The organism is Bradyrhizobium sp. Pa8 (assembly GCF_052588265.1).
On record NZ_CP176767.1, the window covers coordinates 8,143,434 to 8,161,411 of the forward strand.

Annotated in this window: 21 protein-coding genes; 12 read left to right on the forward strand and 9 right to left on the reverse strand. The window is 64.4% G+C overall.

The window, feature by feature from the left end; genetic code table 11:
* Positions 1-93: 93 nt before the first annotated feature.
* The 5 genes from ACKWRH_RS38565 to ACKWRH_RS38585 form a co-directional block, all read right to left on the reverse strand.
* Positions 94-498: a thioesterase family protein gene (locus ACKWRH_RS38565; protein WP_445217806.1), complete on the reverse strand. Its 405-nt coding sequence runs from the start codon at positions 496-498 to the stop codon at positions 94-96.
* 185 nt (positions 499-683) lie between these two features.
* Positions 684-887, reverse strand: coding sequence for a tautomerase family protein (locus ACKWRH_RS38570; protein WP_008144861.1), 204 nt, complete (start codon positions 885-887; stop codon positions 684-686).
* 100 nt (positions 888-987) lie between these two features.
* A complete protein-coding gene (gene hisS / locus ACKWRH_RS38575) occupies positions 988-2,508 on the reverse strand; it encodes a histidine--tRNA ligase (RefSeq protein ID WP_445217807.1) in 1,521 nt (506 codons plus the stop codon).
* Between the two features lie 85 nt (positions 2,509-2,593).
* Entirely contained in the window at positions 2,594-3,118 is a 525-nt protein-coding gene (locus ACKWRH_RS38580) for a YegJ family protein (protein ID WP_445217808.1), read from the reverse strand.
* Positions 3,119-3,256: 138 nt separating this feature from the next.
* Positions 3,257-4,339, reverse strand: coding sequence for a branched-chain amino acid aminotransferase (locus tag ACKWRH_RS38585; RefSeq protein ID WP_445217809.1), 1,083 nt, complete (start codon positions 4,337-4,339; stop codon positions 3,257-3,259).
* A gap of 336 nt (positions 4,340-4,675) precedes the next feature.
* Here ACKWRH_RS38585 and ACKWRH_RS38590 point away from each other — a divergent pair, with 336 nt between their 5' ends.
* From ACKWRH_RS38590 to ACKWRH_RS38600, 3 genes are read left to right on the forward strand one after another with little or no spacing between them, the layout of a single operon-like run.
* Positions 4,676-5,218: a MarR family winged helix-turn-helix transcriptional regulator gene (locus ACKWRH_RS38590; RefSeq protein WP_028151547.1), complete on the forward strand. Its 543-nt coding sequence runs from the start codon at positions 4,676-4,678 to the stop codon at positions 5,216-5,218.
* Positions 5,215-5,946 carry a response regulator gene (locus ACKWRH_RS38595; protein ID WP_445217810.1) on the forward strand — a complete coding sequence of 244 codons (732 nt, stop codon included), beginning with the start codon at positions 5,215-5,217 and terminating at the stop codon, positions 5,944-5,946. Before ACKWRH_RS38590 ends, ACKWRH_RS38595 begins: the two co-directional genes overlap by 4 nt.
* A gap of 18 nt (positions 5,947-5,964) precedes the next feature.
* Entirely contained in the window at positions 5,965-7,353 is a 1,389-nt protein-coding gene (locus ACKWRH_RS38600) for an ATP-binding protein (RefSeq protein ID WP_028151545.1), read from the forward strand.
* A 129-nt stretch (positions 7,354-7,482) separates the two neighbouring features.
* Here the strand turns inward: ACKWRH_RS38600 and ACKWRH_RS38605 are convergent, their stop codons facing one another.
* The 3 genes from ACKWRH_RS38605 to ACKWRH_RS38615 all read right to left on the reverse strand — a co-directional run bounded on the left by ACKWRH_RS38605 (position 7,483) and on the right by ACKWRH_RS38615 (position 9,499).
* Positions 7,483-8,442, reverse strand: coding sequence for an IS5 family transposase (locus ACKWRH_RS38605; RefSeq protein ID WP_445217811.1), 960 nt, complete (start codon positions 8,440-8,442; stop codon positions 7,483-7,485).
* Positions 8,443-8,644: 202 nt separating this feature from the next.
* Positions 8,645-9,175 carry a DUF3617 domain-containing protein gene (locus ACKWRH_RS38610; RefSeq protein ID WP_063985575.1) on the reverse strand — a complete coding sequence of 177 codons (531 nt, stop codon included), beginning with the start codon at positions 9,173-9,175 and terminating at the stop codon, positions 8,645-8,647.
* Between the two features lie 30 nt (positions 9,176-9,205).
* Entirely contained in the window at positions 9,206-9,499 is a 294-nt protein-coding gene (locus ACKWRH_RS38615; protein WP_445217812.1) for a hypothetical protein, read from the reverse strand.
* 234 nt (positions 9,500-9,733) lie between these two features.
* Between ACKWRH_RS38615 and ACKWRH_RS38620 the strand changes: the two genes are divergently transcribed.
* The 4 genes from ACKWRH_RS38620 (at position 9,734) to ACKWRH_RS38635 (ending at position 12,455) form a co-directional block, all read left to right on the forward strand.
* Positions 9,734-10,144, forward strand: coding sequence for a hypothetical protein (locus ACKWRH_RS38620; protein WP_445222552.1), 411 nt, complete (start codon positions 9,734-9,736; stop codon positions 10,142-10,144).
* A 131-nt stretch (positions 10,145-10,275) separates the two neighbouring features.
* Positions 10,276-10,989, forward strand: coding sequence for a ribonuclease T2 (locus ACKWRH_RS38625; protein WP_282522006.1), 714 nt, complete (start codon positions 10,276-10,278; stop codon positions 10,987-10,989).
* Between the two features lie 134 nt (positions 10,990-11,123).
* Complete coding sequence (locus tag ACKWRH_RS38630) at positions 11,124-11,984, forward strand: 23S rRNA (adenine(2030)-N(6))-methyltransferase RlmJ (protein WP_445217813.1); 861 nt, start codon at positions 11,124-11,126, stop codon at positions 11,982-11,984.
* Between the two features lie 255 nt (positions 11,985-12,239).
* Entirely contained in the window at positions 12,240-12,455 is a 216-nt protein-coding gene (locus ACKWRH_RS38635; RefSeq protein WP_008544396.1) for a cold-shock protein, read from the forward strand.
* An 85-nt stretch (positions 12,456-12,540) separates the two neighbouring features.
* Here ACKWRH_RS38635 and ACKWRH_RS38640 read toward each other — a convergent pair whose 3' ends face one another.
* Positions 12,541-13,164 (reverse strand): outer membrane protein, encoded by a 624-nt coding sequence (locus ACKWRH_RS38640; protein ID WP_445217814.1) that lies wholly within the window; start codon positions 13,162-13,164, stop codon positions 12,541-12,543.
* Between the two features lie 249 nt (positions 13,165-13,413).
* Between ACKWRH_RS38640 and uvrC the strand changes: the two genes are divergently transcribed.
* The 5 genes from uvrC (at position 13,414) to prmB (ending at position 17,914) form a co-directional block, all read left to right on the forward strand.
* Positions 13,414-15,477 carry an excinuclease ABC subunit UvrC gene (uvrC, locus tag ACKWRH_RS38645; protein WP_445217815.1) on the forward strand — a complete coding sequence of 688 codons (2,064 nt, stop codon included), beginning with the start codon at positions 13,414-13,416 and terminating at the stop codon, positions 15,475-15,477.
* A 96-nt stretch (positions 15,478-15,573) separates the two neighbouring features.
* Positions 15,574-16,191 carry a CDP-diacylglycerol--glycerol-3-phosphate 3-phosphatidyltransferase gene (pgsA, locus tag ACKWRH_RS38650; RefSeq protein ID WP_445217816.1) on the forward strand — a complete coding sequence of 206 codons (618 nt, stop codon included), beginning with the start codon at positions 15,574-15,576 and terminating at the stop codon, positions 16,189-16,191.
* Positions 16,188-16,439, forward strand: a complete 252-nt coding sequence (gene moaD, locus ACKWRH_RS38655; protein WP_018318355.1) for a molybdopterin converting factor subunit 1 — start codon at positions 16,188-16,190, stop codon at positions 16,437-16,439. The genes pgsA and moaD overlap by 4 nt, the downstream gene beginning before the upstream one ends.
* A 3-nt stretch (positions 16,440-16,442) precedes the next feature.
* Complete coding sequence (locus ACKWRH_RS38660) at positions 16,443-16,955, forward strand: molybdenum cofactor biosynthesis protein MoaE (protein ID WP_445217817.1); 513 nt, start codon at positions 16,443-16,445, stop codon at positions 16,953-16,955.
* On the forward strand, positions 16,955-17,914 hold the full coding sequence (prmB, locus tag ACKWRH_RS38665; RefSeq protein WP_445217818.1) for a 50S ribosomal protein L3 N(5)-glutamine methyltransferase: 960 nt from the start codon (positions 16,955-16,957) through the stop codon (positions 17,912-17,914). The genes ACKWRH_RS38660 and prmB overlap by 1 nt, the downstream gene beginning before the upstream one ends.
* Positions 17,915-17,978 lie beyond the last annotated feature (64 nt).

Sequence of the window (17,978 nt, forward strand, 5' to 3'; positions counted from 1 at the left end):
CGGACTGCGCGAAGCGCAGACCGCTTGGCGTAACCCACCTCTTGCATTTCCGCAGCGACAGAAGTGGTGGGTTACGCCTCCGGCTAACCCACCCTACAGTTTCGAGCCTGCCCCTAGCCGCTTGTTGAACATCTCGACATTCACGAGCCCGCGCGCGTGGCGGCCTTCGCCGAGCCTGCGCGTGCCCTCGAACGCCTCGACCTCGAAGCGGATGACGCGGCGCTCGACCGCGACCACCTTCGCGGTGGTCTGCACGGTCGCGCCGACGAGAGCGGCTGCGAGATGGCGGATATCGACTTCGGTGCCGACGGTGACCCAGCCCGGCTGAAGCGCGGCGCGGATCGCATCGCCCGACGTCATCTCCATCTCCAGGATCATCATCGGCGTCGCATAAACAAAAGGCATGCCGGGCACGAAATGCCCGACCGTGCGCTCAGCCGGCACCACCAGCGTGCGCTCGGCGCTCATGCCGACCTTGATGAAGTCGCGTGCGTCCATGGGGGCCTCAAACTCCGCTGTCGTCCCGGACAAGCGCAGCGAAGCGGAGCGCTGATCCGGACCCATAACCACAGGGAATAGTTTGGCGAAGACTCGGAGTTACCAGCTCGCCCCACAACCACGCCCTGTGGTTATGGGTCCCCGCTTTCGCGGGGACGACAGTTGTGTTTGCCGAACCAGCCGAACTATTTCTTCGCAGCCGCCGCGCGCTCCACAAAGGTCTTGCCGCCCTTCATCTTGTGGCGGAGCGGGGCTTCGTTGATCTGGATGACGACGGCATCGGCATCGACGCCGAGATTCTTCACCAGGGCCTGGGTGATGTCGCGCATCATGCCGGCCTTCTGCTCGTCGGTGCGGCCTTCGGCCATGCTGACGGTAATCTCAGGCATCGTTCTCTCCCTTGCGGCCGAACACCGGCCATTGACGGTCGCCATCAAACAAGACGTGGATGCCCGGGACAAGCCCGGGCGTGACGGCCTTCCGGAATGGCTATCCCCACTTTACGTCATGGCGGCCCAAGACTTCGCGCACCTTCGCGACGAGGTCGGCTTCGCTGCACGAGAACTGCGCCGGGCGGCTCTCGCGCCACTCCTGGTTGGAGGCGATCGCGGCGGCGGCCTTGGCGCCTTCGATCAGATCCTTGATCTGCAGCTCGCCGCGCGCCTTTTCATCCGAGCCCTGGATGATCACGCAAGGTGAGTTGCGGCGGTCGGCATATTTGAGCTGGTTGCCCATGTTCTTGGGATTGCCGAGATAGAGCTCGGCACGAATGCCGGCAGCGCGCAAGGACGCCACCATCTTCTGGTAGTCGGCGACACGATCGCGATCGAACACGGTGACAACGACGGGGCCGAATTCGGGCCGCGTGTCGAGCTTGCCGAGCAGCGTCAGCGCGGCCTGGAGCCTGGACACGCCGATCGAGAACCCGGTCGCCGGCACCGGCTCGCCGCGAAAGCGCGAGACGAGGCCGTCGTAACGTCCGCCGCCACCGACCGAGCCAAAGCGCACCGGCCGGCCCTTTTCATCCTTGGTCTCGAGCAGCAGTTCGACCTCGTAGACGGGGCCGGTATAATATTCGAGGCCGCGCACGACGGAGGGATCGATCTTGATGCGGTCTGCGCCATAACCCGACGCTGTCACCAGCTTGGCAATCTCTTCCAGCTCGCTCACGCCGGCCTGACCAATCTCGCTCTTGGCGAGATAAGTTTCCGCCGCGGCAATCGCCTCTTTCCAATCGTCGCGCGGCTTGGTGATGGCGAGCACAACATCGGCCTCCGCCGGGCTCAAATTGGCGCCTTTCGTGAAGTCGCCCTTGCCTTCTTCGCCGCCATCCCACCGTCCGGGACCGAGCAGCTTGCGCACTTCGTCGGCGGAAAACTTGTCGAGCTTGTCGATCGCGCGCAGCACGGTCAGTCTGCGCGCGGCGTTCTCGTCGCCGCCGAGCCCGATGGCTTCCAGAACGCCGTCGAGCACTTTTCGGTTGTTGACCTTCACGACGTAGGAGCCGCGCGCAATGCCGAGCGCCTCCATCGTGTCCGCGGCCATCATGCAGATCTCGGCATCCGCCGCCGGCGTCGCCGAGCCGACCGTATCGGCATCGAACTGCATGAACTGGCGGAAGCGGCCGGGGCCGGGCTTTTCGTTGCGGAACACGTAGCCGACGCGGTAGCTGCGGTAGGGCAGGACCAGACCGTCGGTGCCGTATCGCTCGCCGACATAGCGGGCGAGCGGCGCGGTCAGATCGTAGCGCAGGCTGATCCACTGCTCGTCGTCGTCCTGGAACGAGAACACGCCCTCGTTCGGACGGTCCTGGTCGGGCAGGAACTTGCCGAGCGCATCAGTGTATTCCATCGCCGGCGTTTCCACGGGCTCGAACCCGTAGAGCTCGTAGACGGCGCGGATCTTTTCGACCATCTCGCGCGTCGCCCGGATCGCGGCGGGATCGCGATCCTCGAGCCCGCGCGGCAGGCGCGCCTTCAGTTTCTGGGGTTTTTTGGGTTTCTCGGCCATGCGCGGCGTTTACCAGCCGACGCGGGAGGCGGCAACCGAAGTTCGCTTTACCTCGCTCCGCTGGCGGGGAGAGGGGGAAGAGAATCTACGGCTGCTCCATCCGGGCCCTCAGGGCATCCGCATCCGCCTTTGGCAGCGACTTCAGCGTCGGCTTGATGGTTTCGCCGCCGACAATTTTGCCGTTGCGCATGAACATCCAGTCTGAAATGTCCGCTTCGCTGAACTTGACCTGGTCGCCGGCCCGTTTGCCCGGCAGATCGCGCGGCTCGTTGGCGAAGAGGCCCGAATAGGTGCCGTTCGGCAGCTTCTTCACGTCGCCGATCCAGATATGCTCCCCGCCTCTGCGGGTCGAAAAGCGCACCTTCAAGGCGTGCCCGGTCTCCGACGGCTTTGGCGCGTCATAGGAGGCCCAGAAGGTCGGGAGCGTACCGCGGGCGCGCGCGATCGCGGTGTTCATCTCGGGATCGGTGGTGCGCACGTCGACGATCGTCGAGCGGTCTTGCGCCGCGACCTCGTGCGTGGGGCCGATGGTCAGGATGCCGAGAACGCTGACGCCGGTGATTGCGGCGAGAACGACCCATTTCAGGGGCTGGGAGAGTTGTGTTGCCATGTTCGCGATGTCCAGGATGCTTCGATGTCTCCTGGCTTTGTCGGATGTCGGCAGCAGCACGTTCATAGCGCGAAAAGCCACAAACGTTGCGCGTTTCCCCTCTCCGTTGCGAGAGAGGGGAAACGTAATCGCCGCCGATCAAAACACCTTGCGGATCCAGTTGTGCGGATCGTTGGTGCGGCCGTACTGGATGTCGATGAGCTGCTTGCGCAGGCCCATGGCGACAGGACCGGCGGCGCCGCCGCTGATCTCGAAATCACCGCTCACCGAGCGCACCTTGCCGATCGGCGAGATCACGGCAGCGGTGCCGCAGGCGAACGCTTCCTTCAGCTTGCCGCTTGCCGCATCCTTGCGCCACTGGTCGAGCGAGTACGGCTCCTCGCGCACCGTCTTGCCGGCATCCTTCGCGAGCGCGATGATGGAGTCGCGGGTGATGCCGGGCAGGATCGTGCCGAGCGGCGGCGTCGAGAGCGAGCCATCCTCGAACACGAAGAAGACGTTCATGCCGCCGAGCTCCTCGATGTAGCGGCGCTCGACCGCGTCGAGGAAGACGACCTGATCGCAACCGTGCTGGATCGCTTCGGCCTGCGCACGCAGGCTCGCGGCATAGTTTCCGCCGCACTTGACTGCACCGGTGCCGCCGATCGCGGCGCGGGTGTAGTTCTCCGAGACCCAGATCGAGACCGGCGCAGGTCCGCCCTTGAAATAGGAGCCAACCGGCGAAGCGATCACCGCGAAGATGTATTCGGACGACGGCTTGACGCCGAGGAAGGTCTCGCTCGCGATCATGAAGGGGCGCAGATAAAGGCTGCCCTCGCCGCCCGGCATCCAGGCGCGATCGATGCGCACGACCTGCTCGACCGCCTCGATGAAGACGTCCTCGGGCAGCTGCGCCATCGCCATGCGGTCGGCGGAATCCTTGAAACGGCGCGCATTCGCGTCGGGGCGGAACAGGTTCACGCCGCCGTCGTCACGCTTGTAGGCCTTGAGGCCTTCGAAGATTTCCTGGGCGTAGTGCAGGACCGCGCCGGCCGGATCGAGCTGGAAGTTGGCGCGCGCCTCGACGCGTGCTTCGTACCAGCCGCCCTTGGCCTGGTTGTAGCGGACGATCGCCATGTGATCGGTGAAGACCCGCCCGAAGCCGGGATCCACCAGCTTGGCGACGCGGTCCTTCTCGGATGTCGGATTGGATGCGGGCTGGATGTCGAATTTCATACTCATGTCCTTGCCTCCCGCTGCCGGTAGCGGCGCTGTTCTGGCGCCCGCCTGCCCTGTTTGGGCCCGGCTGGCTTGATTAGGTTGTGGCTGGACCGCCGCCAGCCTTGTTACGGCCGGTTTCCGTGGCCAGCATGTCGCCGAGGACATGCTTTTGCGGAAGACGGAAGTCCAGTATGTTTTGCCGAAATGCCGCTCGACAATCGCACGGTAGATCTGCGTCGGCCGTCGCCGCCTGTCCGGCTCTCTCCGGCCGCTCCTAGAACTGCCACCCGACGCGAAGCGATCTAAAATTTCGTGCGGGCTGATCGTTTTGTAACATTGAACCCAAGATACGTCAATATGCCTGACATAAATTTCGCAACTCCCTCTCAAGACGCAGCCGAGCCGCGGCCGGCCGCAGGCGATGGAGGCAATTTGCGCTGGGATATCATTGAACTGTTGTTCTTCGCCTATCGTGATTTCGTCGGCGATCCCGACCAGGAGCTGGAGGCTTTCGGCTTCGGCCGGGCCCACCACCGGGTCATGCATTTCGTCTATCGCTATCCCGGTCTCAAGGTCGCCGATCTCCTCGACGTCCTGCGCATCACAAAACAGTCGCTCGGCCGCGTGCTCAAGCAGCTGCTGGACGAGGGCTATATCGTGCAGAAGACCGGCGACAATGATCGTCGCCAGCGCCTGCTCTACGCGACGCCGAAGGGCGAGGCGCTGGTGCAGAAGCTCGCCGGGCTCCAGACCACGCGGATCACCAAGGCGCTCGCCGAGCTGGCGCCGCAGGATGCCGAGACCGTCAAGCGCTTCCTGCGCGCGATGATCGACCGCGACGATCCGGACAAGGTGCTCGAGACGATCTTCGCCAACGTCAATCAAGACGGAAAGGAGTGAACGTGCCACTCGCTGCCACGCTCGCCCGCCCGCCGGTAGAACCGGCCGACGATGCGCCGCATCTGCTGCTGGTCGACGATGATCGTCGTATCCGCGATCTGTTGTCGCGCTTCCTCGCCAGCGAGGGCTATCGCGTCACCACCGCCGCAAGCGCCGGCGATGCACGCTCGAAGCTCATGGGCCTGCACTTCGATCTCCTGATCCTCGACGTCATGATGCCCGGCGAGACCGGCTTCGACCTCGCCCGCTTCATCCGGACCTCCTCCTCCGTGCCGATCGTGATGCTGACGGCGCGGCACGAGGCCGAAGCGCGCATCGAAGGCCTGCAAATCGGCGCCGACGATTACGTGGCAAAACCGTTCGAGCCGCGCGAGCTTGCGCTGCGCATCAACAACATCCTCAAGCGCGCCGCGCCGCCGCCGCAAACCGCCGCGGTGGAGAAGATCGCGTTCGGCCCTTACGTCTACCATCTCGAGCGCGGCGAACTGCGCCAGGGCGAGGAGGTCATTCACCTCACCGACCGCGAACGCGAGATGTTGCGGATTCTCTCGGAAACACCGGGCGAGACCGTGCCGCGCAGCGCGCTCACCGGCAATGGCAGCGTCAACGAGCGCGCCGTCGACGTGCAGATCAACCGCCTCCGGCGCAAGATCGAGACCGATCCCGCCAATCCGCTGTTCCTCCAGGCGGTGCGCGGCATCGGCTACCGCCTGGTGGCGTCGCCATAAAGCAGTGAAGCGCGACCGATGAGCACGATCGATACCGGCCTGACGCTATTGAAGAGCGCCGCCGGCCGCGTCTCCGCCGCCAATGGCTGGATGGGCAACGCGTTCAAAGGCTGGATGCCGACCGGCCTCTATGCGCGCGCGCTGCTCATCATGATCGTGCCGATGGTGATCCTGCAGTCGGTCGTCGCCTTCGTGTTCATGGAGCGGCACTGGAACACGGTGACGCGCCGCCTGTCGGCTGCTGTCGTGCAGGACATCGCCGCGCTGATCGACGTCTACAAGGGCTATCCGCAGGACAAGGATCGCAACGAGATCCGGCGCATCGCGCAGCAACGCCTTGGTCTCGTCGTCGATTTCCTGCCCGCCGGCGACATGCCGCCGCCGGGACCAAAACCGTTCTTCTCGCTGCTCGACCAGACGCTGTCGGTGCAGCTCGGCCGCCAGATCGGCCGCTCGTTCTGGATCGATACCGTCGGCCGCTCCAACCTCGTCGAGATCCGGATCCAGCTCGACGATGCCGTGATGCGCGTGTTCGCGCAGCGCAGTGCCGCCTATGCCTCGAACTCCGAAATCTTCCTGTTCTGGATGGTGGGCACGTCCTCGATCCTCCTGATCGTCGCAGTGCTGTTCCTGCGCAACCAGATCAAGCCGATCCTGCGCCTCGCCGACGCCGCCGAAAGTTTCGGCAAGGGCCGCGAGGCGCCGAACTTCAGGCCGCGCGGCGCGCGCGAGGTGCGGCGCGCGGCGGTCGCCTTCCTCGAGATGAAGTCACGCATCGAGCGCACGATGGAGCAGCGCACCGCGATGCTTGCCGGCGTCAGCCACGATCTGCGCACCATCCTGACCCGGTTCAAGCTCGAGCTGGCGCTGATTGGCGACAACCCGGAGCTCGAGGGCATGCGCAAGGACGTCGACGAGATGTCGATGATGCTGGAGGACTACCTTGCGTTTGCCCGCGGCGATTCCGGTGAGCAGTCGCAGCCGACCGACATGGCGCAGGCGCTCGAGGAGCTGCGCAGCGACGCCGAGCGCCACGGCCACACCGCGACCGTCGCGTTCCACGGCCTGCCCGTGGTGACCGTGAAGCCGGCCTCGTTCAAGCGCTGCCTCGCCAACCTCGTCACCAACGCGGCGCGCTACGGCAAGAGCATCGCCATCAACGGCCAGCGCGATCACCGTTATTTGACCGTCACGGTCGAGGACGACGGCCCCGGCATTCCCGCGCACTTGCGCGAAGAGGTGTTCAAGCCGTTCCTGCGGCTCGACAACGCCCGTAACCAGGACGAGGGCGGCACGGGCTTGGGACTTGCCATCGCCCGCGACATCGCGCGCTCGCATGGCGGCGACATCACCCTCGGCGACAGCCCGATGGGGGGATTAAGGGCGAGTGTCAGAATTCCGGTGTAGCGATTTCTCCCTTCTCCCCTTGCGGGCCTGTTGCGTTATCGGCTCTTGAGGCTGAAGACGTCAGGAGCGAAGGCGTTGGTCGCGGCAATTGCCTGCCAAGATCTGTAGTTGTCGCCCTCGGAGGGCGGCTCACGCGGCGATCGTGGCCCACCGCTTCATGTTGAAGGCGATCGAGGCGAGCACGATTTGCCCGGTCGCCTTGATCAGACCGACGTAGCGGATGCAGGTCAGCCGCATGCGGCGTTTGAGGGTAGCGAAGGTGGTCTCGACCTGGGCTCGGCGGCGCGCGATGAGGAGGTTGTAGCGTTTGAGCCTGGGCGGCAGTTCCGGGTGATGTCTGTTGGGCCGGCGAGCGATGCGGGGTTTCTTGCCCTCCGCCTTCAGCCGGGCCCGTCGGGCATGGGTGTCGTAAGCCGCATCGGCCCACACCGCAGCTTCATCGCCCCGGATCAAAGCGTCCGCAGGTGTCGTATCGTTGACGTTAGCGGGTGTGGTCAGCACCGCGCGGATCAAACCGGATCCTTCGTCCACACCGACATGGGCCTTGTAACCGAAGGTCGAGCCGCTTTTGCCCTGCCGTTTGGCAAACCGGGCATCAGGATCGTTTGAGGGGCGCTCCTCCTTGGGCGGAGCCGAGACTGCCTGGATCAAGGTCGCATCCAGCATCGTGCCGCGCTTGAGGATCACGCCGGCATTCTCAAGCTGACGATCCAATTCGCCAAACAGCTTTTCCAGCAGGCCTTGTTCAACGAGCTGGTTCCGGAAGCGGTTCAGGACCGTGTGGTCGGGCGTCGCATCCTCAAGGCTCAAACCGACGAAGCGCTTGAACGACAACCGGTCGCCCAGCGCTTCCTCGAGTTCGCGCTCCGAAAGACCATACAGCGACTGCAACAGCACAGCACGAAACAGCACCAGCACCGGATAGCCTGGTCGACCGGGGCTCCCTTCATCCCGCAAATGGCCGATCAGCTTCTCGAACCGGTACCACTTGACCAAGCCAGCCAGCCGATCCAGCGCCGCATTGGCGCCGGCCCCCTTCGGCATCAGCGCTTCCACAAAGCTCGGCTGTCCCGTCCGCTTGACCGCCATCGCTACCCTCCAAGGCTTTGCCCTAGGGAATCACAATTGACGAATTACGCAACAGGCCCCTTGCGGGAGAAGGTGGCGCGAAGCGCCGGATGAGGGGTTGCTTCCGCAAATTCAGAAGCGAGAGCGTACGCGGAGAGAACCCTGCCCCGCCTCGCCGCTTCGCGGCGAGCCACCCTCTCCACAGGGGGAGAGGGGAAGAAAGCTACTTCGGCAACAACGCCTTCAGCTTGTCCATGTCGCGCACGTTCATCTTGAAGCCGCCGGGCATCACGATGTCACCGGGCTTCTGGTCGGGCTTGCAGGCCCCCAGCCACTTGGCTTCGAGCTGCATCGTGGTGTCGCGGCCTGCTGCGCCGGCGGCGCCGCCTTGCGCGTGCGACGAGGTCTTCACCGTATAGGCCGAGTTGAAATCGCCGGTGATCTCGGCATGCGAGGTCGTGCTGATGCCGGCGACGTTGCACTCGGAATCGCTGACATAGCCGGTCGCGGTCTTCTTGATGTCCTGCTTGGCGCAGATCTGCTTGGCCATCGGGGAGACGTTGTTGTTCATCTCCTTGTCGACGGTCTCGTCGGTGCAGTGCTGCATGGTCATCTCGGGCATGGGCGTGCCGGTCCTGACCATCTTCATTTCCCACAGGCCGGCCTTGCGCACCGGCAGATCGTCGGCGCTGGCGCTGCCTGCCGACACCACAAGACAAAGGGCCGAGCCGAGCAAAGCGAGCTTGCGCGTCATGTGGGAAGCTCCCGACGTTCCGAAAGCGCCTCAGTACAGCGTGCGGATCGGCTGTTGGGCTGCGCCATAGGGCACCCAGCGGCAGGAGAACGAGATATAGCCGCCCTCATAGGCCTGCACCGCGAGGAATTTCACGACCTTGCCGTAGCGCGCGCAGTGATCGACCGCAACCTGCCGCGCATCGGTCTGGGTCGCCATCGAATAAGCGATGATGCCGCCGGTGTCGTTGCCCTTGAACGGAGGCACCGGAAGCATATCGGCGCGTGCCGACTGGCTGGCCATCATACCCAGGGCAAGAAGGCCCGCGGCCGCAATGATTCGCATTCCCGTCACTCCAATTGGTTGGCGCCAGTTTACGGTGCCGGGATGCCCATGAAAAGAACTGATGCCCCGCCGGCTGCGAGGTTAGGGTCAACTCTTGGCCAAGTGTTGCCGCGCTGCACTTGACCTCCCCCGGCCTTCGCGGCACCGTCTAGTCTTCGCAAGACCCAGCAGTCCGGATTGCCCATGCGCGCCCTCAACCTGAAATCGCTCCGCTTTGCCGCCTTGCTTGGCCTCATGTTCGGAGCGCTGTCGCTCGGTGAGGCCAGGGCCGCCAATCCGCTGGAGTTGAACTTCTGGCTGAACGGGCCGCGCTATGACGGCGCCGTCGTCGATTGCGACAAGGCGCTGCCGACCATCGCCACCCAGTTCTGGGAGAAGGAAAGCTCGTTCTGGAATTCCTCGTTGAAGATCACCGGCTTCGCCGCCGTTCACGAGATCGCGTTCCGGCCCTGGCAGTCCGACAACATTCCGCGCCGCTATTGCACCGGCGACGCCATGCTCAATGACGGCAAGGTGCGCAAGGTGCATTTCTCGATCATCGAGGATGGCGGCTTCGCCGGCTACGGCAATGGTGTCGAATGGTGCGTGGTCGGACTCGACCGTAACTGGGCCTACAACCCGTCCTGCCGCGCCGCCAGGCCTTGATAAAAGGGCCTTGATCGAAAAGGCCTGAATCGAACCGATCAGGCGGCTGATCGGTTGCCCCGAAATTTTGTTCTTGAAATGTTCTTGTTGCCTGCTAGGCTGATTGCACAGTCTAGTTGAGGGGCGTCGCCATGTTTCATTTTAGATTGCATTCGTTCTCCCGTCTCGTGATCTCCCTGACCCTTCCCCTGGTTCTTGCCGCCGGGCTGGTCGCGCTGCCGGGCGGCGCGAAGGCCCAGGACAAACGGCAGAACGCGCCCGGCGAATTCGATTTCTATGTGCTGTCGCTGTCGTGGTCGCCCTCGTTCTGCGAGGAGGCGTCCGAGCGCAACCGCGGCGGCGGTCGCTCGCAGATGCAGTGCAGCGGGCGGCCCTACGCGTTCGTGGTGCACGGGCTGTGGCCGCAATATGAGAACGGCTTCCCCGAATATTGCCAGCGGCCGTCGCCACGCCTGAACCGCAACATCGTCTCTTCGATGCTCGACCTGATGCCGGCGCCGGGGCTGATCTTCAACGAGTGGGACAAGCACGGCACCTGCTCCGGGCTCGACAGCCGCAATTATTTCGAGACGATCCGCAAGGCGCGCGCCGCGATCAAGATCCCGGCGGAATATCTCGAACTGTCGCAGGCCAAGACCGTGGCGCCGGGCGAGGTCGAAGAAGCCTTCATCAAAGCCAATGCGGGCCTGAGCAACGCGGCCATCTCGGTCACCTGCAACCGGACCCGGCTCTCCGAGGTCCGCATCTGCCTCAGCAAGGACCTGCAATTCCGGGCCTGCGAGGAGATCGAGCGCCGCGCCTGCCGCCGCGACCAGGTGACGATGCCGCCGATCAGGGGTGGCTAGTCCAAGTGCTCGTGCCCGGAGGCAGCGCAGCGCCGCTTCGGCGGTGCGCTGCAGAATCGGGGCCCATGCCGGCGCGTCCGGGACAGACGAGCATGCCGCTTTGCTCAAGCCGTGACGTAGCGTAGTCCTGTCTCATGAACTACCGTCACGCCTTCCACGCCGGAAACTTCGCCGATGTCATCAAGCACATCGTGCTCGCGCGCATCATTACCTACCTCCAGGACAAGCCGGGGGCATTCCGTGTCATCGACACCCATGCCGGCGCCGGCCTCTACGATCTCGAAAGCGACGAGGCGCGCCGCAGCGGCGAATGGCTGACCGGCATCGCGCGGCTGATGCAGGCGCGTCTGTCGAACGACGCCGTGGCGGTGGCCAGGCCCTATCTCGACATCGTCCGCGCCTTCAATCCGAAGAGCGAGCTTAGGGCTTATCCGGGTTCGCCGTTGATCGCGCGCGGCCTGCTGCGGCCGCAGGACCGCCTCGTTGCCTGCGAGCTCGAGCCGAAGGCGCGCAAGGCGCTGATCAATGTGCTGCGCCGCGACGAACAGGCGCGCGTGGTTGATCTCGACGGCTGGGTCGCGCTGCCGGCCTTCGTGCCACCGAAGGAACGGCGCGGGCTCGTGCTGATCGACCCGCCGTTCGAGGCGAAAGACGAGTTCGAAAAGCTCGGCGACGCCTTCTCGGCGGCTTTCGCGAAATGGCCTACCGGTATCTATGTAATCTGGTATCCGGCCAAGAGCCGGCGCGCCACCGACACGCTGGTGCAATCAGTGGTGCGGCTCGCAGCCGCAGCAAAACCACCAGCAAAATGTCTGCGTCTCGAATTCAGTGTCGCGCCGCAGCTTGATGGCGCCGCCCTCACCTCCGCCGGATTGTTGATCGTCAATCCGCCGTACACGCTGCAAGGCGAGCTCAAGACGATCCTGCCCGAGCTGGAGATACCGCTCGGACAGGGCGGAGCTGCCAGATTCCGATTAGAGGTGCCGAGGCCGTAACACCCCGGCATTCTTGGGAAAAATATGCAGGAGCGGTAGTCAATCTGCAGAGAACCGTATTATGCTGTTTCCGTGACTGGCTTTACGTTCCGCTTCCGCGAATGGTTGCGGCGGAGTGAAGGCCTAAGAAAGATCCGATCGGACCGAAAGAAAAGGTCCGCCCAAGGATGGCCAGCTCCCGGGCTTCGTAAGGCCCGGTCATGTCGTGACGTGAGTCTGCGTCGCGACGGAGGAGCAATGAGGGGGAGTTTCCCGATGGCCATGACGGGAACGGTCAAGTTTTTTAACGGCGAGCGCGGCTACGGTTTCATCAAGCCCGACGATGGCGGCCGCGACGTCTTCGTGCACATTACTGCTGTGGAGCGGGCGGGACTGAAAGACCTCGCCGAAGGACAGCGCATTACTTTTGAAGTCGAGCCGGACAAGAAGGGGAAGGGACCAAAGGCGGTCAATTTGGTCATCCTCTCCTAGAGCGTTTTCGAGCGAACACCTGGCGAAAAAAATCCCGGCCGCGAGCGGCCGGGAGGCTGTTGTCCGGTATTTTCTTCTTCAGCTATCAGAAGTGATAGTTCACGCCTGCGCGCACAACGCTGGCGCTATAGCCGTTTGACACGCCAGTAATTGCGAACTGGCTCGTCGACAGATCGATGTAGAGATATTCGAGCTTGGCGCTCCAGTTCGGCGCGAAGCCGACTTCCGCGCCGGCACCGATGGTCCAGCCTGCGGTGGTGTGCGACTCCGTCCAGCCGAATGTCTGCGCGCGCAGCTCGCCGAAGGCGAGGCCGGCGGTGCCGTAGAACAGCACGTTGCTGAAGGCATAGCCGGCACGGCCGCGCAGCGTGCCGAACCAGGGATTGGAGAACTTCCACGGCGCGAAGGTGTCATCAGCGCCGGCGGCCTGGATATCGCCCTCGACGCCGAACACCCATGGACCGTTCTGGAAATTGTAGCCGGCCTGCACACCGCCAACGAAACCGGAGGGCTTGACGGGCGAGTTACTCACCGAGCCCCACCCATAGCCGAGATTGGCACCGAGATACGGACCGGCCCAGCTATAGGCATTGAGCGGCTGATTGACGGTGTAGGGCGCACCCTGCCCGTAATTGAGATCGGCGGCCTCTGCCGAAGCTGTCCAGCCGGCTGCAACCAACACGGCTGCGCCTACAACGAACCCCCTCATCGGTACTCTCCAACGCAACTGCCGCGCCCCGCGATGCCTGCGCCGCCGCGCAAGGCAAAATCGCATGGTTACGGAACCTCCTCTTTTTCGCGTAAGATTTATCGAGAGTTTTAAGTTAAAGGCCTGTTAAGCCGGGTTACCGCGCTCTTAACAGGCTTAAGCAAGCGTTACCCGGAACCGCGCCGCCATCCTGTGTGTGCCGCAAGGCTGGAACTTCAAATCGGCACCCCCAGCGCTTAAATTCGCATCATGGCTCACGATTCCACCGACAATCCGGACGACGCGCGCGCGCGCAAATCTCCGCGCGGCACGACGGCCGACGCCCCGCCGGAGAGCCTGGCGCCGCCGGACCTCGATCCCGCCACCACCGCTGGCGAGGACGAGGACGATGCGCTGCTGCCTGACATCCTGGAGGAGAGCGGCGCGGTCGGCGAAGAACCGCTGGCGACCGGCCATGAGGCGATCGAGCGCGCGGTCCGCCTCGCGCCCACCTCGCCGGGCGTCTATCGCATGCTCAGCGCCAATGCCGACGTGCTCTATGTCGGCAAGGCCAAGAACGTCAAAAAGCGCCTGTCGAACTATGCGCGCCAAAGCGCGCCGCAACCGGCGCGCATCCTGCGCATGATAGCAGCCACGGTGACCGTGGAGATCGTCTCGACCAACACCGAGACCGAAGCGCTGCTGCTGGAAGCCAATCTCATCAAGCAGCTCCGGCCGCGCTTCAACGTGCAGCTGCGCGACGACAAGTCGTTTCCCTACATCCTGATCACCGGCGACCATTGGGCGCCGCAGATCCTGAAGCACCGCGGCGCGCAGACCCGGCCCGGGCGCTATTTCGGCCCGTTCGCTTCCGCCGGCGCGGTCAACCGCACCATCACCGCCTTGCAGCGCGCGTTCCTGATCCGCTCCTGCACTGATTCCTTCTTCGAGAGCCGCTCGCGGCCCTGCCTGCTCTACCAGATCCGCCGCTGCGCCGGCCCCTGCACCCGCGAGATCGACTTCCCCGGCTATACGACGCTGGTGCGCGAAGCGACCGACTTCCTCTCCGGGAAGAGCCACGCGGTGAAGCAGGAGCTTGCCGCCGAGATGGAGAAGGCCTCCGGCGAGCTCGAATTCGAGAGCGCGGCGCTCTACCGCGACCGCCTCGCCGCGTTGTCGGCGATCCAGTCGCAGCAGGGCATCAATCCGCGCACGGTAGAAGAAGCCGACGTATTCGCCATCCACCAGGAGGGCGGCTTCTCCTGCGTCGAAGTGTTCTTCTTCCGCACCGGACAGAACTGGGGCAACCGCGCCTATTTCCCGCGCGCTGAGAAGACCTATACGCCGGAGGAAGTGCTGGGCTCCTTCCTCGCCCAGTTCTACGACGACAAGCCGCCGCCGAAGAACATCCTGCTCTCGCACGAGATCGAGGAGAGCGAGCTGCTCGCCAATGCGCTGTCGATCAAGGCCGGCCACAAGATCGAGGTCACGGCGCCCAAGCGCGGCGAGAAGAAGGAGCTGGTCGCCCACGCGCTGACCAATGCGCGCGAGGCGCTCGGCCGCAAGCTCGCGGACACCGCGACGCAAAGCCGGCTGCTCGACGCCATGGCCACGACGCTGAGCCTGCCGCATTCGCCCAAGCGCATCGAGGTCTACGACAACAGCCACATCCAGGGCACCAATGCGGTCGGCGCCATGATCGTCGCCGGCCCCGATGGTTTCGTGAAGAACCAGTACCGCAAGTTCAACATCAAGTCGGAAGGGCTCACACCCGGCGACGATTACGGCATGATGCGCGAGGTGCTGGAACGCCGCTTCAAGCGCCTGGTCAATCCGCCCGAGGACGCCGCCGGCAAGGCCAAGGACGACGACTTCCCGCAATGGCCCGACCTCGTGATCATCGACGGCGGTCGCGGGCAGCTCAACGCCGTCCGGGAGATCTTTACGAATCTCGGCCTGACCCAGGTGTCGCTGATGTCGGTCGCCAAGGGACCGGACCGGGATGCCGGCCGCGAAACCCTGTTCATGCCGGAGCGCGAGGCAATCAAGCTGGAGCCGCGCGATCCCGTGCTTTATTTCATCCAGCGCCTGCGCGACGAGGCCCACCGCTTCGTCATCGGCTCGCACCGCAAGCTGCGCAAGAAGGACATCCGCGAGGCCGGTTTGCAGGAGATTCCGGGCATCGGCCCGTCACGCAAACGTGCCTTGCTGCACCATTTCGGAACCCTGAAGGAGATCGAGCGGGCCTCGATCGTCGATCTCGGCAAGGTTCCGGGGGTGAGCGCCGAGAGCGCCCGCAGGATTTTCGACTATTTCCATCCCCAGCCGGGGTGAACTAAGGGGGCCGCGGTCATATGGTCGTCGCATGCTGCACCCCATTTGGGGAGCGGGACGGTTGACCTTCAGGCACGAGCGGTATTGGTAGGACGGATGAACATCGCCACGACACGAGGGACGACCAGCCGCGCGATGTCCCTCCCGAACATCCTGACCTATGGCCGGATCGCCGCGATCCCGGTCGTGGTCGGGTGCATCTATGCGCAGTCGATTCTGGATCAGCCGCTGTGGCTGCGGTGGGTCGCGGTCGCCATCTTCATCGCGGCAGCAGTGACCGATTACCTCGACGGCTATTACGCGCGGATCTGGAATCAGCAATCGGCATTCGGCCGGATGCTCGATCCGATCGCCGACAAGCTGCTGGTGGCCTCCTGCCTGCTGATGCTCGCCGCCGACGGCATCATCCATGGCTGGTCGCTGTGGGCCGCCATCGTGATCCTGTGCCGCGAGATCCTGGTCTCGGGCCTGCGCGAATATCTGGCCGCGTTGCGGGTCAGCGTTCCCGTGACAAAACTTGCGAAGTGGAAGACGACCGTTCAGCTCATCGCCATCGGCTTCCTGCTCGCGGGCCCGGCCGGCGATGAGGTGCTGCCCCTGGTCTCGATGATCGGGCTGGCGCTGCTCTGGGCCTCGGCGATCCTCACCATGTACACCGGCTACGACTATTTCCGCGCCGGCATCCATCACCTCATCAAGGAGGATGAGGCATGAAGGTGAAGTACTTTGCCTGGGTGCGCGAGCGCGTCGGCAAGGCCGAGGAGACCATCGAGCCGCCGGCGACCGTGCGCACCGTCGAGGAGCTGATCGCCTGGCTGTCCGGCCAGAGCGAGGCCTATGCCTACGCCTTCGAGAAGCCGAAGGTGATCCGCACCGCGATCGATCATGCCCACGTCAAATCGGACGCCGCGATCGCGGGCGCCCGCGAGATCGCGTTTTTCCCGCCGATGACCGGCGGCTAGGCCATGACCTCCCCCGTAAGCACCGTCCCCGTAAGCACCGTCCCCGTCAGCCCCTGCCTCGTCACCATCCGCATCCAGCAGGACGATTTCGACATCGCGCGCGAGATCGCGATCCTGACCGGGAGCCGCACCGACATCGGCGCGGTCGTGAGCTTTTCCGGCATCTGCCGCGGCGACGAGGACAGCGCGAAGATCGCCGCCCTCACGCTCGAACATTATCCCGGCATGGCGGAGGAAGAGATCAAGCGCCATGCCGACGAAGCCACATCGCGCTGGCCGCTGAACGGCGTCACCATCATTCATCGGGTCGGGCGGTTCATGCCGGGGCAGAACATCGTGCTGGTGCTCACGGCGTCGCAGCACCGCCAGGCGGCATTCCAGGCGGCCGAGTTCCTGATGGACTATCTCAAGACCAGCGCGCCGTTCTGGAAGAAGGAAGAGAGCGCCACCGGCACCGGCTGGGTCGAAGCCCACGCCCGTGACGACGAGGCCGCCGCACGCTGGACCCGATCCTGATGGCAAGAGTATCCAAAAAGACCGCGCGCGGCCGCGCGGCACCGAAACTCGCGAAGGTTGGCCGCGGCGAGTTGCTCACGCTGATCGATTTCGTGCGCTACGCCGTGAGCCGCTTCACCGAGGCCAAGCTCGCCTTTGCCCATGGCACGACCGATCCGGTCGCGGAAGCAGCCTTCCTGGTCTGCGAGGCCCTGCATCTGCATCCCGACCAGTTCGAGATCTTTGCCCATGCCTGCGTCACGTCGGCGGAAGGCAAGACCATCCTCGACCTCATCCATCAGCGCGTCACCACGCGCAAACCGGCTGCTTATCTCGTCAACAAGATCTACATGCGCGGCCTGCCCTTCTATGTCGACGAGCGCGTCATCGTTCCGCGCTCCTTCATCGGCGAACTGCTGGAGTCGCATTTCGGCGGCGACGGCGAGGCGGGCTCGCTGATCGACGACCCCACGGCCGTCGAGCGCGTGCTCGATCTCTGCACGGGCTCTGGATGTCTCGCCATCCTCGCCGCGCATCATTTCCCGAATGCCACCGTTGATGCCGTCGACATTTCCAAGGGCGCGCTCGAAGTCGCCGCGCGCAATGTTGAGGAGCACGGGCTCGACGAACGGGTCACGATCCATCGCGGCGACCTGTTCGCCCCGCTCGGCGAGAGCAGATACGACCTCATCATCACCAACCCGCCTTACGTCGATGCGGAAGGTATGGCCGCGCTGCCGCCGGAATGCCGGGCCGAGCCAAAGCTCGCCTTTGACGGCGGCCCCGACGGTCTCGACGTGGTGCGCCGGATCCTGCGCGATGCGCCCGATCACCTGACGCCGGATGGCGGCTTGATCTGCGAGATCGGCCGCGGCCGCGAACTGGTCGACGAGGCCTTTCCGGAACTGCCGCTGCTCTGGCTCGACACCGAGGAGTCCGAGGGCGAGGTGTTCTGGATCGCGGCCGCCGATCTCGGCTGATCCGTCACGGCACCTACGCTCCGCGCGGAACAAGTCAAATTCCGCCACGTTCATCCCCCGACGA

What these genes read in the sequence shown, in the direction of transcription:
- ACKWRH_RS38565 (WP_445217806.1), bottom strand. Translation starts at nt 498, where the DNA reads ATGGACGCACGCGACTTCATCAAGGTCGGCATGAGCGCCGAGCGCACG.
- ACKWRH_RS38570 (WP_008144861.1), bottom strand. Translation starts at nt 887, where the DNA reads ATGCCTGAGATTACCGTCAGCATGGCCGAAGGCCGCACCGACGAGCAG.
- hisS (WP_445217807.1), bottom strand. Translation starts at nt 2,508, where the DNA reads ATGGCCGAGAAACCCAAAAAACCCCAGAAACTGAAGGCGCGCCTGCCG.
- ACKWRH_RS38580 (WP_445217808.1), bottom strand. Translation starts at nt 3,118, where the DNA reads ATGGCAACACAACTCTCCCAGCCCCTGAAATGGGTCGTTCTCGCCGCA.
- ACKWRH_RS38585 (WP_445217809.1), bottom strand. Translation starts at nt 4,339, where the DNA reads ATGAGTATGAAATTCGACATCCAGCCCGCATCCAATCCGACATCCGAG.
- ACKWRH_RS38590 (WP_028151547.1), top strand. Translation starts at nt 4,676, where the DNA reads ATGCCTGACATAAATTTCGCAACTCCCTCTCAAGACGCAGCCGAGCCG.
- ACKWRH_RS38600 (WP_028151545.1), top strand. Translation starts at nt 5,965, where the DNA reads ATGAGCACGATCGATACCGGCCTGACGCTATTGAAGAGCGCCGCCGGC.
- ACKWRH_RS38605 (WP_445217811.1), bottom strand. Translation starts at nt 8,442, where the DNA reads ATGGCGGTCAAGCGGACGGGACAGCCGAGCTTTGTGGAAGCGCTGATG.
- ACKWRH_RS38610 (WP_063985575.1), bottom strand. Translation starts at nt 9,175, where the DNA reads ATGACGCGCAAGCTCGCTTTGCTCGGCTCGGCCCTTTGTCTTGTGGTG.
- ACKWRH_RS38615 (WP_445217812.1), bottom strand. Translation starts at nt 9,499, where the DNA reads ATGCGAATCATTGCGGCCGCGGGCCTTCTTGCCCTGGGTATGATGGCC.
- ACKWRH_RS38620 (WP_445222552.1), top strand. Translation starts at nt 9,734, where the DNA reads ATGTTCGGAGCGCTGTCGCTCGGTGAGGCCAGGGCCGCCAATCCGCTG.
- ACKWRH_RS38625 (WP_282522006.1), top strand. Translation starts at nt 10,276, where the DNA reads ATGTTTCATTTTAGATTGCATTCGTTCTCCCGTCTCGTGATCTCCCTG.
- ACKWRH_RS38630 (WP_445217813.1), top strand. Translation starts at nt 11,124, where the DNA reads ATGAACTACCGTCACGCCTTCCACGCCGGAAACTTCGCCGATGTCATC.
- ACKWRH_RS38635 (WP_008544396.1), top strand. Translation starts at nt 12,240, where the DNA reads ATGGCCATGACGGGAACGGTCAAGTTTTTTAACGGCGAGCGCGGCTAC.
- ACKWRH_RS38640 (WP_445217814.1), bottom strand. Translation starts at nt 13,164, where the DNA reads ATGAGGGGGTTCGTTGTAGGCGCAGCCGTGTTGGTTGCAGCCGGCTGG.
- uvrC (WP_445217815.1), top strand. Translation starts at nt 13,414, where the DNA reads ATGGCTCACGATTCCACCGACAATCCGGACGACGCGCGCGCGCGCAAA.
- pgsA (WP_445217816.1), top strand. Translation starts at nt 15,574, where the DNA reads ATGAACATCGCCACGACACGAGGGACGACCAGCCGCGCGATGTCCCTC.
- moaD (WP_018318355.1), top strand. Translation starts at nt 16,188, where the DNA reads ATGAAGGTGAAGTACTTTGCCTGGGTGCGCGAGCGCGTCGGCAAGGCC.
- ACKWRH_RS38660 (WP_445217817.1), top strand. Translation starts at nt 16,443, where the DNA reads ATGACCTCCCCCGTAAGCACCGTCCCCGTAAGCACCGTCCCCGTCAGC.
- prmB (WP_445217818.1), top strand. Translation starts at nt 16,955, where the DNA reads ATGGCAAGAGTATCCAAAAAGACCGCGCGCGGCCGCGCGGCACCGAAA.